At 59.8% G+C, this 16,456-nt stretch carries 15 protein-coding genes; 6 read left to right on the top strand and 9 right to left on the bottom strand.

Annotated elements, in window-relative coordinates; genetic code table 11:
- Positions 1 to 3: 3 nt before the first annotated feature.
- The 7 genes from B9A11_RS15335 to B9A11_RS15305 form a co-directional block, all read right to left on the bottom strand.
- The gene (locus B9A11_RS15335; protein WP_058247188.1) at positions 4 to 507 is read right to left on the bottom strand and encodes a hypothetical protein; all 504 of its coding nucleotides are present in this window, start codon (positions 505 to 507) and stop codon (positions 4 to 6) included.
- A gap of 12 nt (positions 508 to 519) precedes the next feature.
- Positions 520 to 1,773 (bottom strand): sarcosine oxidase subunit beta family protein, encoded by a 1,254-nt coding sequence (locus B9A11_RS15330; protein ID WP_058247189.1) that lies wholly within the window; start codon positions 1,771 to 1,773, stop codon positions 520 to 522.
- Between the two features lie 128 nt (positions 1,774 to 1,901).
- Complete coding sequence (locus tag B9A11_RS15325; RefSeq protein WP_058247190.1) at positions 1,902 to 2,462, bottom strand: TadE/TadG family type IV pilus assembly protein; 561 nt, start codon at positions 2,460 to 2,462, stop codon at positions 1,902 to 1,904.
- A 3-nt stretch (positions 2,463 to 2,465) separates the two neighbouring features.
- Positions 2,466 to 3,002 (bottom strand): TadE/TadG family type IV pilus assembly protein, encoded by a 537-nt coding sequence (locus tag B9A11_RS15320; RefSeq protein WP_058247191.1) that lies wholly within the window; start codon positions 3,000 to 3,002, stop codon positions 2,466 to 2,468.
- The gene (locus B9A11_RS15315; protein WP_186009190.1) at positions 2,999 to 4,837 is read right to left on the bottom strand and encodes a pilus assembly protein TadG-related protein; all 1,839 of its coding nucleotides are present in this window, start codon (positions 4,835 to 4,837) and stop codon (positions 2,999 to 3,001) included. Before B9A11_RS15315 ends, B9A11_RS15320 begins: the two co-directional genes overlap by 4 nt.
- A 246-nt stretch (positions 4,838 to 5,083) precedes the next feature.
- Positions 5,084 to 6,949: a TadE/TadG family type IV pilus assembly protein gene (locus B9A11_RS15310; protein ID WP_058247193.1), complete on the bottom strand. Its 1,866-nt coding sequence runs from the start codon at positions 6,947 to 6,949 to the stop codon at positions 5,084 to 5,086.
- 197 nt (positions 6,950 to 7,146) lie between these two features.
- Complete coding sequence (locus tag B9A11_RS15305; protein ID WP_058247194.1) at positions 7,147 to 8,583, bottom strand: Glu/Leu/Phe/Val family dehydrogenase; 1,437 nt, start codon at positions 8,581 to 8,583, stop codon at positions 7,147 to 7,149.
- Between the two features lie 380 nt (positions 8,584 to 8,963).
- Here B9A11_RS15305 and B9A11_RS15300 point away from each other — a divergent pair, with 380 nt between their 5' ends.
- Genes B9A11_RS15300 through B9A11_RS15290 form a run of 3 tightly spaced genes read left to right on the top strand, consistent with a single transcriptional unit; the run spans position 8,964 to position 11,611 of the window.
- A complete protein-coding gene (locus B9A11_RS15300; protein ID WP_234988869.1) occupies positions 8,964 to 10,367 on the top strand; it encodes a TadE/TadG family type IV pilus assembly protein in 1,404 nt (467 codons plus the stop codon).
- Entirely contained in the window at positions 10,364 to 10,900 is a 537-nt protein-coding gene (locus B9A11_RS15295) for a TadE/TadG family type IV pilus assembly protein (RefSeq protein ID WP_058247195.1), read from the top strand. The genes B9A11_RS15300 and B9A11_RS15295 overlap by 4 nt, the downstream gene beginning before the upstream one ends.
- A 12-nt stretch (positions 10,901 to 10,912) precedes the next feature.
- A complete protein-coding gene (locus B9A11_RS15290) occupies positions 10,913 to 11,611 on the top strand; it encodes a TadE/TadG family type IV pilus assembly protein (RefSeq protein WP_058247196.1) in 699 nt (232 codons plus the stop codon).
- Between the two features lie 65 nt (positions 11,612 to 11,676).
- Here B9A11_RS15290 and B9A11_RS15285 read toward each other — a convergent pair whose 3' ends face one another.
- The gene (locus B9A11_RS15285; protein ID WP_058247197.1) at positions 11,677 to 12,162 is read right to left on the bottom strand and encodes a hypothetical protein; all 486 of its coding nucleotides are present in this window, start codon (positions 12,160 to 12,162) and stop codon (positions 11,677 to 11,679) included.
- Positions 12,163 to 12,263: 101 nt separating this feature from the next.
- Here B9A11_RS15285 and B9A11_RS15280 point away from each other — a divergent pair, with 101 nt between their 5' ends.
- The gene (locus B9A11_RS15280) at positions 12,264 to 12,722 is read left to right on the top strand and encodes a methylated-DNA--[protein]-cysteine S-methyltransferase (protein WP_058247198.1); all 459 of its coding nucleotides are present in this window, start codon (positions 12,264 to 12,266) and stop codon (positions 12,720 to 12,722) included.
- A 106-nt stretch (positions 12,723 to 12,828) separates the two neighbouring features.
- Here B9A11_RS15280 and B9A11_RS15275 read toward each other — a convergent pair whose 3' ends face one another.
- The gene (locus tag B9A11_RS15275; protein WP_058247199.1) at positions 12,829 to 13,662 is read right to left on the bottom strand and encodes a prephenate dehydratase; all 834 of its coding nucleotides are present in this window, start codon (positions 13,660 to 13,662) and stop codon (positions 12,829 to 12,831) included.
- 127 nt (positions 13,663 to 13,789) lie between these two features.
- Here B9A11_RS15275 and B9A11_RS15270 point away from each other — a divergent pair, with 127 nt between their 5' ends.
- Together B9A11_RS15270 and B9A11_RS15265 are read left to right on the top strand one after the other, a co-directional pair.
- Complete coding sequence (locus tag B9A11_RS15270) at positions 13,790 to 14,308, top strand: c-type cytochrome (RefSeq protein ID WP_058247200.1); 519 nt, start codon at positions 13,790 to 13,792, stop codon at positions 14,306 to 14,308.
- 207 nt (positions 14,309 to 14,515) lie between these two features.
- Positions 14,516 to 16,456: an extracellular solute-binding protein gene (locus B9A11_RS15265; RefSeq protein ID WP_083499819.1), complete on the top strand. Its 1,941-nt coding sequence runs from the start codon at positions 14,516 to 14,518 to the stop codon at positions 16,454 to 16,456.

The following is a 16,456-nucleotide window of genomic DNA, read 5'->3' as shown; positions in this document are numbered from 1 at the left end:
TCCTCACATCCCTGAACAAACCGAAGCAGACACCCGGTTCAGCCGATAACTGACCCACTGGTCCCGCACCTCGGCCAAGTCCATCAACCCGTCGCAGCCGTCCTCGCCCACCAGCAAGAACCGCGTCCGAAAAATCATCCCTGAACTGTCTTGCTTGATCACCTCCAAACGACCCGCATCACATTCCGCCTGACACACATCGCCGCGCGTTTCCGTCCCGCAATAGAGGCTCTGCTCCAACACCCGCCCCATCATGTCATTGGACCGCGCGTGGCCCTGATTGGCGGCGACCACCTCCAGCTTGCCCTCGCGCGACACTTCGGTGAACCAATCCCCAACCTTCAGCCGGATCTGCCAGACCACCTGCTCGGGATGGCTGCGCAAATGATCCTCGGTGTAGACCCGCTCGTAACAGCCGGGACGAATATCCTCTGCCGCAAGCGCCCCACCCCAAAAACAAAGCGCCAACGCCAGCAGGTTCTTCTCTTTGAAAATATCCAAAATCATCGCTCTCGCCCCTCAATGCAGGTTGTGTTGGGCGCCGGTGCCCTCTTCGTCCATCAAACCATATCCGGTCTCGAACCGGTCCAGCCGCAGGCGCGCGGCAGACCCATGCGGCCGCCCCGTCGCCATCAAATGCGCCAGCGCAAAGCCCGAGCCCGGCACCGCCTTGAAGCCGCCGTAGCACCAGCCGCAATTCAGATAGAGCCCCTCGACCCCAGTGCGATCAATCACCGGCGAGCCGTCGGGCGACATATCCATGATCCCGCCCCAGGACCGCAGCACCCGCGCCTTGCCGATCATCGGCATCAGGGTCATGGCGGCCTCCATCACGTGCTCTTGCATCGGCAAGTTGCCGCGCGCCGCGTAGGACGCATAGAAATCCAGATCGCCGCCGAAGACCAAACCGCCCTTATCGGACTGGCTGATGTAGAAATGCCCCATGCCAAAGGTCACAACCTGGTCGATGCAGGGCTTCAGCCCTTCGGTGACAAAAGCCTGCAAGACGTGGCTCTCGATGGGCAGGCGCATCCCGGCCATGGCCGCCACCTGCGAGGACCGCCCCGCAACGACAATCGCCACCTTCTTGGCGCGGATCGCCCCGCGCGAGGTTTGCACGCCGGTGACCTTGCCGTTCTGAATGTCGATCCCGGTGACTTCGCAATTTTGAATAAGATCGACGCCGCGCTGGTCCGCCCCGCGAGCAAAGCCCCACGCCACCGCATCGTGGCGCGCGGTGCCGCCACGCGGGTGGAACAGCCCGCCGTAAATCGGAAAGCGCCCGTTGTCGAAATCAAGGTACGGCACCATGCTGCGCACGCCTTCGCGGTCCAGCAACACCGCGTCATCGCCTTGGCTTATCATGGAGTTGCCACGCCGCGCCGCATAATCGCGCTGGCCATCGGAATGGAACAGGTTCAGCACCCCGCGCTGGCTGAACATGGTGTTGAAGTTCAACTCTTGCTCTAGCCCTTCCCACAGTTTCAGCGAATGGGAATAGAACTCCGAGTTGCCGGGCAGGTTGTAGTTGGCGCGCACGATGGTCGTGTTGCGCCCGACGTTGCCACCGCCAAAATAGCCTTTTTCCAATACCGCTATATTGGTCATGTCATGCTCGGCGGCCAAGTAATAGGCCGTCGCCAGCCCATGCCCGCCGCCGCCAATGATCACCGCGTCATAGACCGGTTTGGGATCAGGATCGCGCCAGTGTGGCCGCCAGCCTTTGTTGCCGGTCAGCCCCTCTTTCAGCACGCGCCATCCTGAAAACCACATCGCTTTCTCCACACGAAGACGGGGCCAGTGAACCAGCCCCGTCGTCGAGTATCAATGCGTGCTTACAATTCCCGCGTGATTTTGCGACACCGCCTTGTCTGTATGCGACAAAACGGGGCGCTAAATCGTCATGCGTCCGACCAAACGATCTTGGGGGCGAAACGCGGTCGGGTGAAGCCAAAGTTGTAGAACAGCCCCTTATCGACCAGCCCCGGAATTTCGAACGGCGGCTGATAGTTGGACGAGGTTTCCACCAGGATCACCCGCTCATTGTGCAGCAAATTCGGCAGCTTAGGCGCAAAGGTCACCAGATCGGCATCGGTCAGCGGCGCAAACTCGCCGCGGCCTTGCGACCACTCGGATTCGAACTTGGTGTCCGTGCCGTTGTAACGGACCAAGGTCACCCGCAACGAATACGGCCCCTGCCCGCGCGTCAGAAACTCCAGCAGATCAACCATGCCGTCCAGATAGGCGTTGTCGATCGGATCGGTCTCACGCGACAGCGCGTCAGAGATCGTATAGGCCGCCTTAACGTTCAGGCTTTTGTAACGAAACGCGTCGTGAAAGGTAAACGTCGCGGCCAGCAGGGCGATAATCAAGGGGATCCAGATCAAAGCCTCGATGGTCATGTTGCCCTCTTCCGAGCGGGCAAAACGGCGCAAGCGGGATGCAAGAAAGGTCTTGAGCATGGCTTATCTCGGCTCCTGTACGAATGCAGAGGTCACGACCATCTGGGCATAGCCATCGGCGTCTTTGTTCAAAGCCTTGCCAAGACCGGTGGTCGGCATGACGGGCTTGTACTTGAGGCAGGCGCGGATCAGCATCAGATCGTTGTCCAGACCGGGGTTGAAGGCGCGCACCGGGCGCGGGTCTTCTTCGGCGTTCTTACAGTCGGCCGAGGCCGGCACCGCGGTAAAGGCCCGCGGGTTCACCTGAACCATTTCCAACCGCAAGTTTTCATTGCAGCTTTCAAGGATCGCCGCCTCGGTGCAGATCTTGGCGCGCACGTCGTCATAGCTGGGCACGTTGCCGGTGCTCAGACGAATGTCACGCGTCACCAGATCCACCCCCCGTTCCAGCATCGCGTGACGCAGGTTCATGTAGGCGATTTCCACCCCGGCGGCGATCAAGAAGAAGAAGACCGTGAAATACAGCGCAAATTCGATGGTCGCGGTTCCGTCTTCTTCGCGACGAAAGCGGGACAGGTAAGTCTTGAGTTTGCACATCATTGGATCAACCTCAGGTTATTGATCTGGCGGGCGATGGTGTCGAAGGCCTCGTCGATGGCCCATCCTTCCACCCGGAAGAAATGGCTGGGCGAAGAGGCGCAGGCCTGCATGTCAGCCGCCCCGGAGTCGCTGGTTTCAAAGGCGATGGTAAAGACGGTCACGCCCTTTTCCCGCGCCAGGTCACATTGCTTCAGCAGGGCTGCCACGTTCTCGGACCGGGGCGAGAGCAGTTTGCTTTTGCTGCTGTGCTGGGCCAGAAGCGGGGTGTCGCCGTTGCGCGGATCTTTGGGGTTCGTCGGACGCCACTGGTCGGTCGTGTCACCGTCGGTCATCAGCACGATGAACTTTTCGGTTTCCGGGTCGCCCCAGGCGATGGGCCGACCTTCAAAGCGCTCGTCGACCAGTCCGTTGGCGATCAGGTGGCTCACCTCGTCCTGGTTCTCCGGGTCCAGCAACGCGAGGCCGTATTTCATGCCATAGTGCAGTCCGGTACCGTCGTGCATCCGCATGTTGCCGATGAACTCCACCAGCGCCTGACGGTCCGCCGAGTAATACTGCACCGCCATGTCTTCGCTCGGGCACCAGCCCCAGTCCATGGTTTCCTCGTCATAGCCCCAGTAGTTGAAGTGCGGGACATAGTCGCTGGATTTGGGCAGTTCGGTGTTGGCGAATTCGTCCGCATAAATCTCGACACAGGAGGACGGCATGTTGACATTGGTGTCGGTGTAGGCGTTGTCCTCTGCGGTTTCGACCGGGGCCGGCGGCGTACGCGAAGGCGGCACGTAGCTGGGGGCCCAATAGTCGTAGTCGATCCAGCTGTACTGAAGCGTCGCACCGGGGATGTACCGCGAGTTACGCGTCGGGCCGATGTCCGATTCCGTGCCGTTCTGGTCGTCCTTGACCTGGAAGTAGCGCGTCTTGTCACCGCGGCCCTTGATCGACACGCCGAGGAACTGCTCGGGGTCCGTCAGGCGCCAGTCATGGGCAAAGGCAAAGGCCACGAAACCGCGAAAGAAGTCGTCCACATCGCGCGAGGCATAGTCGGGAAACCCTTCGATCTTATGCGCGATATTGTAGATGTCATCGCCGTCGGTGTCGAAATAGAACACCACGTTGGTCAGCTTGCCGCTCCATTCGGGGAAGTAATCAGGAACCGCAGGGGTCGTCGTGACCGTCGCATCGTCGCAATCGGTGGCGTTCTCGGCGTTGTTGTTGCACAAGGAGTTGCCCGGCGCGTCCTGATCGCCGTTGCCGAAGCCGTTATTCTGCTTGATCTTGGGACGCTCGCCGCGGAAATAATCGAACAGAATGTCGCCGGGGTTCACCTGGCCCGCAAACGGCACAAGGTTCAGCGTGGTCACACCGTTGCTTTCGTCGGTCATGACCTTGTTCACAAAGTCCTGCGCGGCGGGCTTGAGCTTGTCCATACGACCATTGCGGGTCATCGAGCCGGAAATATCGAGGATCAAGGACACCTCAACGTTCGAAATCTTTTCCTCGGCGATGCTGACAGCCGGGGCGGTCATCGTGTCGACACCGGCCATTTTCAGGAACAGCGTTTTCATCGACGCGGTGCCCGTGGCTTCGACCGTGCGCGAGGCAAGACCGGACTTGATGTTGACGCTGGCGATCGCGTCGCCCAGACCGGCCTTGTCCATGTAGTCTTTGACGACGACATCGGGCTTTTGCAGCTGGTCCAGATCGGCGGCGGCCAGAACCGCGCGGTCCATGCTGGATTGCATCTTGGCCCGGGTGGCTTCAAATCTCATGATGTCCACCGATGCGCCGGTGATCGTCAGAATGAGAACGATCATGAAGATGGAGAAGATGGTCACGTTGCCCGCATCGTTCTCCTTGAACGATTTTAACGTTCTTTTTAACGCGCAAGTTCTTTGCATGCGGTTGGTTCCTTATTCTTGTCGGGCCGGGGAGTGCAGTCCGGCAAGAATAGGAATTAGTTAAGGAATGGGTCTGGATTGTGGCGCACTTGGGCACATTCAGGTTCCATTTCGTGAAGATGTTGTTAACGCCCTGTCCGAAAGTATAGTCAGCTGTAGGCGAAAAGATAGAAATCGCGCAAATCATTGGATCAGCCTCAAGTTGTTGATCTGACGCGCAATAGAGTCAAAGGCTTCGGCGATCTCTGTGCCTTGGACGTGAAAAAAGTGGCTGTCCGAAGAGGCGCAGGCGCGCATATCGTCTGCGGCAGCTTGGTTCGTTTCAAAGGCGATGGTGAACACAACTACGCCATTTTGCCGCGCCAGATCACATTGGCGAAACAACTGCTGCGTGTTGGTCGCCTGATCCGACAGCACCGTGTAGCTGCCCGGCCCTTGGGTTTGCAGATCAACCTCTCCGTTAATGGCCGCGTCCGGATCAACCGGGCGATACTGGTCGGTGATCTGCCCATCTGTCATAAGAACGATGTATTTTTCGGTCTCGCCATCATGCCAGTCGATGGGTCGCCCGAGGTATTCAGGTGCCACCAGATCAGCGTCGATCAGATGCCCCACCGCCTCGCGTGTCATCGGGTCCAGCAGCGCCAGCGCATATTTCAAAGCGATGTGGATACCGGTGCCGTCGTGCATCCGCAGCCCGTCGATAAAGGTTTTGAGCTGCGCGGCGTCCGACGAATAATACTGGATCGCGCTGTCATCCTCGGGGCACCAGCCCCAGTCCATGACCGTCTCATCGGTAGGCCAAAAGTTGAAATGCGGGACAAAATCGTCTGACAGCGGCAAAGCGGTCGTCCAGAACTCGTCGTCATACACCTCGATACAAGAGGACGGCATGTTCACGTTCTGCTCGTCGGCCACCTCTGGCTGGGCCACGTAGGACGCTTCCCAATAGGCGTAGTTGATCCACGGGTACTGGAACGTCAGACCGGGGATCTTGCCGTTGTTCTTGGTCGGCCCCAGTTCGGACGCCGGGCCGTTGGTGTTGCCGCGCACGGTGAAATAGCGCGTCTTTTCCTGCCCACCCTTGATCGAAAAGCCCAAAAGCTGCGTGGTGCTATACAGGCTCGGATCGTAGTTCACCGCATAGGCCGCCGCCCCCGCCATAATGTCATCCAGATCGCGCGGGGCATCCTCGGGGAAGCCCTCGATCTTGTGGGCGCGGTCAAAGATGTCGTCGCCGTCGGTGTCGAAATACATCACGACGTTGGAAATCGCCTGCGGCCAGACGGGGAAAAAGCTGTTGTCCACGGTGGCAGTGCCATCGGCGCAGGACGGATCGGCAGCGCCTTCGTCGGCGTTCTCGGCATTGTTGTTGCACAGCGAGTTGCCCGGCGCGTCCTGATCGCCGTTGCCCCAGCCGTTGTTCTGCTTGAGCTTGGGGCGCTCACCACGGAAGTAATCGAACATGATGTCGCCTGGGTTCACTTGGCCCGCAAAGGGCACAAGGTTCAGCGTGGTGACGCCCTGGCTGCGCTCGGTCAGCACCTTGTCGACAAAGGCCTTGGCCGCCGGTTTCAGCCGTTCCATCCGCTGGTTGTAGCGCATGGAGCCGGAGATATCCAAAACCAAGGACACCTCGACGTTGGCGATGCGCTCTTCGGCGGTGGCCAGCGCGCCTTGGGTCAGGGTGTCGTGCCCGGCCAAGCGCAGGAACAGGGTTTCCAGCATCCCTTCGGTGGTGGCAGAGACGACGCGATCATTGACGCCCGTCTCGATCGAGACGTTGGTCAGCATTTCGGCCAGACCGGACTTGGCCACGTAGTCACGCACCACCGTGTCGGGCGCCTGCATCTGGTCCAGATCGGCCGCCGCCAGAACCGCGCGGTCGACGGTGGCCTGCATTTTCACGCGCGCCGCCTCGGAGCGCATCAGATCGACCGCCGCCCCGGTGATCGTCAGGATCGTCATGACGCTGAAGACCGAAAAGATCGTCACATTGCCGTCTTCTTCGCGGGCAAAGCGTGTGATGTCCTGACGTGAAAGGCGCATTTCGTTGTCTCCCAAACCTTACCGCATTGACGGGGTTCTGCGGTTGTTCTGGTAAGATTCACGAAATACCCGTTCCAAACACGGGGCGTAAATGCGGCGGAAAGGTGAACTATCCTTCCCATTTTCACTAAACTCGTTTGAATTCCGTCAGGGGAATGGCGCGCGCCTTGCCCAGCGCACGCCCTGTTTCCAACGGCTTACAGCCCCTTGGCGCGGTAGCTGCTGGCGACACGCTCGATCGCGACAATGTAGGCAGCGGTGCGCAGGTCGGTCACGTCGGATCGCCCATGCCAAACCTGACGCATGGATTGGTAAGCAATGCGCATGGTGTCATCGAGCCCCGAACGCACCAATTCCAGCTCATCGGCGCCGCGCAAGTAGCGCTCTTTGAAGGACGGGGTCAGGGACCAGGCGTCACCCATCGCCTCATCCAGACGTTCGAGTTCATCGACCACCAATTGGTGGCGCGCCTCTTCCTGGCGGCGCTGCATCCGGCCAAAGCGGATGTGGCTGAGGTTCTTGACCCACTCGAAATAGGACACCGTCACGCCGCCCGCGTTGGCATACATGTCGGGGATGATCACCACCCCCTTGGCCCGAAGGATATCATCCGCGCCCGCGGTCACAGGGCCGTTCGCCGCCTCGATGATCAGCTTGGCCTTGATGTTGTGGGCGTTGGACAGGTTGATGACCCCTTCCAAAGCGGCGGGGATCAGGATGTCGCAGTCTTCTTCAAGCACCTTTGCCCCGTCCGCGCCGTGGTTGGCATCAGGAAAGCCCGAAACGCCGCCATGTTTGACGATCCAGTCGCGCACCTTTTCCACGTTCAGGCCTTCGGGGTCGAACAGCGCGCCATCGCGTTCAATGATGCCGATGACCTTGGCCCCGTCCTCTTCGGACAGGAACTTGGCGGCGTGGTAGCCGACGTTGCCCAGCCCCTGCACGATCACCCGCTTGCCGTCCAGCGAGCCATCCATCTTTGCGGCGGCCACATCCGCTGGGTGGCGAAAGAACTCTCGCAGGGCGTATTGCACCCCGCGCCCGGTCGCCTCGACCCGGCCAGAGATGCCGCCCGCGTTCAAGGGTTTCCCGGTCACGCAGGCGCGCGCGTTGATGTCGGTGGTGTTCATGCGTGCGTATTGATCGGCCATCCAGGCCATCTCGCGCTCGCCGGTGCCCATGTCCGGCGCAGGCACGTTCTGCGAGGGGTGGATCAGGTCGCGTTTGATCAGCTCATAGGCAAACCGCCGGGTGATCTGTTCCAGCTCGTGGTCGTCATACTTGCGCGGATCGACGCACAGCCCGCCCTTGGAGCCGCCAAAGGGCGCTTCGACCAGCGCACATTTATAGGTCATCAGGGCAGCGAGCGCCTCTACCTCGTCCTGATTGACCTCGGGGGCAAAGCGGATGCCGCCCTTGACCGGCTCCATATGTTCGGAATGCACGGAACGATAGCCGGTAAAGGTCTGGATCTGCCCGCGCAGGCGCACCCCGAAACGCACCGTATAGGTGGCATTGCACACCCGTATCTTTTCCTCGAGCCCCGGCGGCAGGTCCATCAAAGAGACAGCCCGGTTATACATCAGGTCCACGGATTGTCTGAAAGTGGGTTCGTTCGATGGTCCAACGGACATAAGATGCCTCCCGATGAGATGCTGCCATATGCTTTTGGTCAGCTTCTTTGTGCCTACGATTTCAGCGTAATAATCACGTTAACGCGCATCGGTTCCCCGGCGAAAAGGAATCTGTCCACGTGGCGCCCAACTGGCAGGCACCTTTTCGGATGATTTCGGCGCATTGTTGGGACCATGGAAACAGAGCGCAATTTAGACCCGTGAATGTCTACATTTCCCTTAAATTTAAGGGCAAATTGCAACTTAATGCGCCCCATTTTGGCCATCATGGAATGGCATAAATTCGTCTATCGCAACGTGTGAAACGTGGACTTTGACCTGGGAAAACTCGGGGGAAAGGTGACGGGATGTCGAACGAAATGAATAAACAGGTAACGAGTGTGACGTGCCCCCAAAACTCTGCCACCTCCGCAACAGGCGGCTGGCTGGGGCGGTTTTGGTCCGACCAATCCGGCAACATGTCCTATCTCGCCATCACCGGCGCGCTGGTGATGATGGTGTTTGGCGGTATCGGGATCGATATGATCCACGCCGAACTGAAACGGAACAAGATTCAGAACACGCTGGACCGCGCCGTGCTGGCCGCAGCCGATCTGCAAAACGAGATGGACCCGACATTCGTGGTCGAGGATTACTTCCGCGCCATGAACATGTCGGACACGCTGGTGGATGTGCAGACGGGGGGCGGCATCAACGCCCGCCGCGTCACCGCCACCGGAACGGCAGAGATCCAGGCCAACTTCATGAAACTGCTCGGCGTCAAATCGCTGGGCGTTGATGGGCTGGCCCGCGCCGAGGAAGGCGTGAACAAGATCGAGGTCTCGCTGGTACTCGACGTGTCCGGCTCTATGGCCGACAACAACAAGATGTCGAACCTGCGCACCGCCGCAAAGAGCTTTTTCGACACGCTGCTGACCCCGGCGAACAAAGACCTCGTGTCGATCTCGCTGGTGCCCTACTCCGAGCACGTGAACCCCGGCCCGGACATCGCGAGCAATCTGAATGTGAACTGGCGGCACGGCTATTCGCACTGTCTGGAATTCCCCGATGAGGAATTCGCCAGCACCGAGCTGAACTATGACATCACCTATGAGCAGACCCAGCACTTCCAGTGGAACTACTTTGGGGCCAACGATCGCGATGACACGATCTGCCCGCAGTTCAGCTATGAGCGGATCACCCCGTTCAGCCAGGACATCACCGAGCTGAAGGCGCAGATTGACGCGTTGCAGCCGCGGGCGGGCACCTCGATGTTCCTGGGGATGAAGTGGGGCGCGGCCCTGCTGGACCCCAGCACGCAGAACGTCACCTCTGGCCTGATTTCGCGCAGCACCGTGGACAGCGCCTTTCTTGGGCGTCCCGTCCAATACGAAGACACCGAGACCATCAAGACCATCGTTTTGATGACCGACGGTCAGCATGACCAGTCCATGCGCATCCGCGACTGGGCCTACAACTCGGACTCGGAAATCCAGCTCTGGGCGCGTTACAACATGTGGTACTACCTCGTGAACGCGGTGCACTCCAACAACTGGGGGTACTTCTACGAGCAAAAGTACAACGCCGCACAGGGCGACACCCTGCTGAACAACATCTGTTCCGCCGCCAAGGACCAGGGTGTGATCATCTGGACCGTTGGCTTTGAAACCACCGACCACGGCGCGTCTGTTCTGCAAAAATGCGCGTCCTCGCCCTCGCACTTCTTCCGTGTGGAAGGTCTGGATATCGCCGATGCGTTTTCGTCGATTGCACACACCATTAACCAGTTGAGGCTCACCCAATGATCGGCTTTCTCAAGAACCCCCTGCGTCGTTTCCTCGAGCGCGAAGATGGGTCCATGGTGGTCCCGGTCGCTTTGTGGACCCCGGTTTTCCTGGCCCTGATCGGCTCTTCGATCGAATTGGGCACCGTCACCGTCCGTCATACCGCGCTAGAGCGCAGCCTTGACCAGGCGGTGCGTGACCTGCGTCTGGGGACGGGCGGCACCTCGAACGACATCATCAAGGAAAAGATCTGTTCGAGCGCCAATATCCTGCCCGACTGCATGGACAAGCTGCATCTGGAAATGGTGCGTCTGGACCTGCGCGACTGGTCGGACCCCCCGGCCAAGGCACAATGCACCGACACTGCGCCAGAGGCGATCACGCCGCTGCGCAACTTTGAACACGGCGGTGCGCATGAAATGATGATGATCCGCGCGTGCTTTAAATACCAGCCGATCACCCCAGCAGGGATGCTGGGCGGCAGCATGAAAAAAGATGCCCAAGGCTACACCGCGATCATCTCGACCACCGCCTTTGTGCACGAACCCACCTAAAGGAGACGGGCTATGCTGAAATCCATCCTCACTTCCCGTCTGCGCGCCTTTGCCAAGGACACGCGCGGCTATGTCACCGTCGAAGCGGTGATCGTCATGCCGGCGCTCTTGTGGCTGTTCGGCGTGGGCTGGGTCTACTTTGACGTGTTCCGCCAGCAGGCCGTGAACCAAAAGGCCAACTACGTGATTGGTGACATGATCTCTCGGGAAACCGATCCGATCGACGACACCTATATCGACAACGCCTTCAAGCTGTTGAACGTGATGAACAAATCGCAAAACGGTGAAAGCGTCATGCGCATCACCGTGGCCGAGTACAACGCCAACAACAAAAAGTGGTCGTTGGAATGGTCCGAGGCCCGCGGCGGTCAAGCGCCCATGAACAACGGCGACCTTAACGGGATGACCGAACGCCTGCCGGTGGCGGGCAATTCGGAACAGCTGGTGCTGGTCGAGACATGGGACAAATACGACCCCGCGTTCGAGGTTGGCCTGTCCGAGTTCGACATCACCACCTACAGCTTTACCCGTCCGCGTTACGCGCCGCAGATCATCTTTTACGATCCGGGTCAGAACAACGGTTGGGGCAACGGTGACCAAGATGCGCCCGGCAACTCGCTGTGCAACAACAACGCCGAAAACGCCACCGATTGCGTGAACGACAGCGGCCAGTTGAACATCGAACCCTCGAAAAAGGGCAAGGGCAACTAACGCCCCGCGCATAGGCAAAAGAAAACCCCCGGCAAGGCCATCGCGCTTTGCCGGGATTTTGCGTTTTATTCCGGGTCAAACCCCATGGGGGGCGCGATCCGCAGCGCGATCATATCGGCGACAGGCTTGGTCTCTGCCCCAGAGGTGACGCCGCCAACGGCCACCCGCTTGCCCGTACGCCACCACAGACCGGGCCGCCACACGCGCGACGACGGCTCCTTGAGGATCAACAGGAACCCGTTCGAGGGCTTCAGGGCAAAGGGCGAGCGGTCGACCTTGGCGATATCCTCCAGCCGCGCGACCACCGTGCCATCGCTGTCGACCAGCGCCTCCTCGGTCAGGATCAGCGCGTGCCCGGTCGCTTGCCACAGCATCTGCCCGCCCCAAAGCGCGGCGATCCCCAGCACCACCAGAAACGCCTGCCACATCAGGCTCGGCGGCGTCGCCAAGGCCACGTACAGCAGCAGCGCCCCCAGCCCCATCATCGCGGCCACCCCGATGACCCTGCGCGGCGCCGAAGCGCTCACCCGTGCAATTTCCGTATCCTGCATGTCGGTCCCCTTGCCTCACTGCCCCCCCTGTTAGACAAAAGCGCCCCCGCTGAAAAGCGCCACGCCTTGCCCTGCCCCGCAGTCCCGCCTAGCCTGCCCCCATGCGCGCCCAGCTGACTGTCCCAACCCCTACCGGCCCCGTGACCCTCACCCAAGAGGATGAGAGCCTCGTACGGCTCACGTGGGACAGCGCACACAGGCAGGACACAACGCCGCTGCTGTCAGAGGCCAAGCGCCAGATCGACGCCTATTTTGCCCATGACCTCAAAGAGTTTGACCTGCCGTTGCACGTCCAAGGCTCGCCCTTCCAGGCGTCCGTCTGCGCCGCCATGTCGGCCATCCCCTTTGGCGAAACACGCACCTACGGCGATCTGGCCTCGGCGCTGGGCGTCCCGGCCCAAGCCATCGGGCAGGCTTGCGGCGGCAATCCCCTGCCGCTGCTGATCCCCTGCCACCGCGTCTTGGGGCGGGACGGCCTTGGCGGCTTCTCAGGCGGCACCGGCATCGAAACCAAGGTCCACCTCCTGAAACACGAAGGTGCCGCCAGCCTCTTGATCTGACCTCGACCGGACATCTGCCCTATCCCCGCGCGACAACGGGCCGACCGGGCCAATGGCCGGGGCGGCTATCCCTGTGCGCGCAGCGCCCCTTTAGATACCGTTTGGCTTAGTCGCGGCGGGGATCGCGCGGGTAGACCCCGAGGATCTCCAGCACATCGGTAAAGTAGTCCAGCTCTTCCAGCGCGCGCTGCACCGCCGGATCATCCGGGTGCCCTTCGATATCGGCGTAGAACTGCGTCGCGGTAAAAGAGCCGCCCACCATATAGCTTTCCAGCTTGGTCATGTTGACGCCGTTGGTGGCAAATCCACCCATCGCCTTGTACAGCGCCGCCGGAATGTTGCGCACCTGAAAGACAAAGGTCGTCATCATCCCATGCGCGCCGCGCCGCTCCAGATTGGGCTCCTTGCCCATGATCAGGAACCGCGTGGTGTTATGCGCGTGATCCTCGATGTGCCGCGCCAAGATGTGCAGCCCGTAAATCTCTGCCGCGAGGTCCGAGGCCAGCACGCCCATCTCGCGCGACTGCGTGTCCGCCAGCTCCTGCGCGGCACCGGCGCTATCGGCCCAGGCTTCGCCCTCGATCCCGTATTTTTTCAAAAAGGTCGCGGCCTGCGGCAGCAGGACCGGATGCGCGCGCACGCATTTGAGCTCTTCGATCTGCACGCCGGGCAGCGCCATCATGCTGATGTGCACCCGGACAAAGGCTTCGTCCACGATCCGCAGACCCGATTCTGGCAACAGGCGATGGATGTCCGCCACGCGCCCATAGGTGGTGTTTTCCACCGGCAGCATCGCCAATTCAGCCGCCCCCGTGCGCACCGCGGCGATCACATCCTCAAAGGATTTACAGGGCAGCGGGGCCATATCCGGGCGTGCATCGACGCAAGCTTGATGCGAATAGGCGCCAAGTTCGCCTTGGAACGCAATTTTCTGCGGCATTTTTCACAACTTTCTCTGCATACCCCGGCATGCGGGCGATTGGTCGCGCCTTCTACACCTTGCTTTGCAAGATGGGAAGCAATAGACACGCGCCGGAATACTGCTTTCTGACGAACAGGGCACCACAATGTTTGACACGATGACACTTACCAAAGCCGTGGGCGGCGTTTGCGGCACCTTCCTGGTTTTCCTGCTGGCAAAATGGACGGCGGAAACGCTGTACCACACCGAAGTCGGTGGTCACGGCGAAGAAGTCCACGCCGCTTACGTGATTGAAGTGGACGACGGCGGCGCCGCTGCCGAGCCCGAAGAAGAAATCGACTTTGCGACCATGATGGCCTCCGCCGATGCCGCCAAGGGCGAAAAAGTCTTTGGCAAATGCCGCGCCTGCCACGCCATCGACGGCACCGACAAGACCGGCCCGCACCTGAACGGTGTGGTCGACCGCGCCATCGGTTCGGTTGCTGGCTTTGGCTACTCGGGTGCGCTGAACCAGGTTGGCGACGTCTGGACTGCCGAGAACCTGAACACCTTCCTCGAAAACCCGCGCGGTTCGGCATCGGGCACGACCATGTCGTTCTCTGGCCTGAACAAGCCGGCGGATCGCGTGAACCTGATCGCGTATCTGGCGACGCTGGGCGGCTAAGCCCTTTTGAAAACCTGTGATTTGGGCCGCACCCCTAGGGGTCGCGGCCTTTTTCTTTGCCGGTTCACCGGAACCTCACAGTGTTTTCATCTAATTGCAGGTATATTCTCACCTTGAATGTGGTCAGCCGAAACACTTAGCTTAAAATTAACCAAGAATGCTGTGGAATGAATCCACCGAAGGTCTCGACCGATCAGGGAGAAACACATGACCGTCCTGCACAAACGCCCCTCGCACCGTCCGCGCGCCGCAGCCAAGGCCCGCGCTTTGCCCGATTTGCGTCCTTGGGCCACCGGGGCGCTGGCGCTTGGCGTCGCGCTGTTGGCGTCCAGTGTCTTTGCCCAAGACGAAAACGTCACCACGGCGCATGGGTATTCATATTTCGGCAACCTCGACTACCCCGCCGATTACACCCACTTCAATTTCGTTAACCCAGATGCGCCCAAGGGCGGGGCGCTGGTGCTTGGCGCAACCGGCACCTTCGACAGTCTGAACCCCTACACGGTCAAGGGGCGCTCTGGTGCGCTAACGACCTTGCAATACGATTCGCTGATCGAGTCGGTCGAGGATAGCGTCGGTCAATACTACTGCCTGCTCTGCGAAAGCTTGGAGTACCCCGAGAGCCGCGATTGGGTGATCTTTCACATGCGGCAGGACGCCAAGTTCTGGGATGGCAGCCCCGTCACCGCGCATGATGTGGTCTACTCTCACAAGCTGTTCACGACCCAAGGCTTGCCGTCCTATGCCGCCGCCGTGTCCAAGATGATCACCGGCGCAGAGGCCTTGGATGACTACACGGTTAAATTCACCTTTAATCCTGAGGAAACAAAGCGTTCGCGCATTGAGACCGCAGGCTCAACCCCGGTTTTCCAAAAGGCGTGGTTCGAAGCCGATCCCGAAAACCGCCGCCTAGATCAACCCCGACTCGAGGTTGCCCCTGGCTCTGGCCCCTATCGTCTGGACAGCTTTGAGGTGAACCGCCGCATCGTCTACAAACGTGTCGAGGACTATTGGGGGGCCGACCTGCCCTACCAAACGGGGCGCAACAATTTCGACGAGATCCGGCTGGAGTACTTCGCCGATCAAACCGCCGCATTCGAGGCCTTCAAAGCCGGGGAATACACCTTCACCACCGAGAGTGACCCAAAGCAATGGGCAACGGGGTATGACTTCCCCAAGGTCCAAAATGGCATCGTAGTAAAGGAAGAACTGCCCGACGGCAGCCCGCCCAATCCCACCGGTTTTGTCTTTAACCTTGGTAAAGAACCGCTTCAGGACAAACGCGTGCGCGAGGCCTTGGCCTTGGCCTTTAACTTTGAATGGACCAATGAATCGCTGCTCTTTGGCCTGTATTCGCCGCGCAGTTCCTTTGTCCAAGGCACACATATCGAAGCGACCGATGTGCCCACTGGCGCCGAATTGGCATTTTTGCAATCGCTTGGTGATGTCGTTCCGAGCGACGTTTACGACACACCCGTTTACCAATTTCACGAATCCAACGCTTCCCGCCTGCCCGACCGGCGCAATCTGCGACAGGCGTCAAACCTGCTGAGCAATGCCGGATGGGAAGTTGGCGATGACGGCGTGCGACGCAATGCTCAAGGCAACACGCTCAGCCTGACGTTCCTGATCCCAAGCAATATCGACTCGTCGGTTGAGGGGATGCACGAAACGTTTATTCAAAACCTCCAACAAATCGGCGTGGATGCGTCGGTGGAAAAAGTGGACCCCTCGCAATATACCAATCGTCGACGGGATCGGGACTATGACGTCCTCTATTCCACCCGATACGGGACATTTCTTTCGACGGGCGGCGGGTTGAGCCAAATGTATGGCTCCGAAGAGGCCGCTTTTAGCGTTTTCAACCCTGCCGGTTTGGCCAGCCCTCTAGTAGACGCAATCATTGCCGAAAGCTTCAATGCCGAAAATCAGGATGAAACGGATGTCGCTCTGAAAGCACTGGATCGCGCGCTACGCTACGAATTTATCATGATCCCGACGGGATATATCGCCGACCACTGGGTTGCGTACTACGACATGTATGAACACCCGGAGACAATTCCGCCCTACGACCTCGGCTACCTGTCCTTCTGGTGGGCAAATCCAGAAAAACAAGCCAATCTCAAAGCGCAAGGTTACCTGAAATAA

Origin of the sequence: Tropicibacter naphthalenivorans (assembly GCF_900176475.1) — a bacterium.
In the GTDB taxonomy this organism is placed as follows: domain Bacteria; phylum Pseudomonadota; class Alphaproteobacteria; order Rhodobacterales; family Rhodobacteraceae; genus Tropicibacter; species Tropicibacter naphthalenivorans.
The sequence above is the reverse complement of the archived record's forward strand: the minus strand, read 5'-3'. Positions and strand labels throughout refer to the sequence as shown.

Excerpts from the sequence above, each read along its gene's own strand:
- B9A11_RS15335 (WP_058247188.1), bottom strand. The coding sequence starts at position 507 with ATGATTTTGGATATTTTCAAAGAGAAGAACCTGCTGGCGTTGGCGCTT.
- B9A11_RS15330 (WP_058247189.1), bottom strand. The coding sequence starts at position 1,773 with ATGTGGTTTTCAGGATGGCGCGTGCTGAAAGAGGGGCTGACCGGCAAC.
- B9A11_RS15325 (WP_058247190.1), bottom strand. The coding sequence starts at position 2,462 with ATGCTCAAGACCTTTCTTGCATCCCGCTTGCGCCGTTTTGCCCGCTCG.
- B9A11_RS15320 (WP_058247191.1), bottom strand. The coding sequence starts at position 3,002 with ATGATGTGCAAACTCAAGACTTACCTGTCCCGCTTTCGTCGCGAAGAA.
- B9A11_RS15310 (WP_058247193.1), bottom strand. The coding sequence starts at position 6,949 with ATGCGCCTTTCACGTCAGGACATCACACGCTTTGCCCGCGAAGAAGAC.
- B9A11_RS15305 (WP_058247194.1), bottom strand. The coding sequence starts at position 8,583 with ATGTCCGTTGGACCATCGAACGAACCCACTTTCAGACAATCCGTGGAC.
- B9A11_RS15295 (WP_058247195.1), top strand. The coding sequence starts at position 10,364 with ATGATCGGCTTTCTCAAGAACCCCCTGCGTCGTTTCCTCGAGCGCGAA.
- B9A11_RS15290 (WP_058247196.1), top strand. The coding sequence starts at position 10,913 with ATGCTGAAATCCATCCTCACTTCCCGTCTGCGCGCCTTTGCCAAGGAC.
- B9A11_RS15285 (WP_058247197.1), bottom strand. The coding sequence starts at position 12,162 with ATGCAGGATACGGAAATTGCACGGGTGAGCGCTTCGGCGCCGCGCAGG.
- B9A11_RS15280 (WP_058247198.1), top strand. The coding sequence starts at position 12,264 with ATGCGCGCCCAGCTGACTGTCCCAACCCCTACCGGCCCCGTGACCCTC.
- B9A11_RS15275 (WP_058247199.1), bottom strand. The coding sequence starts at position 13,662 with ATGCCGCAGAAAATTGCGTTCCAAGGCGAACTTGGCGCCTATTCGCAT.
- B9A11_RS15270 (WP_058247200.1), top strand. The coding sequence starts at position 13,790 with ATGTTTGACACGATGACACTTACCAAAGCCGTGGGCGGCGTTTGCGGC.
- B9A11_RS15265 (WP_083499819.1), top strand. The coding sequence starts at position 14,516 with ATGACCGTCCTGCACAAACGCCCCTCGCACCGTCCGCGCGCCGCAGCC.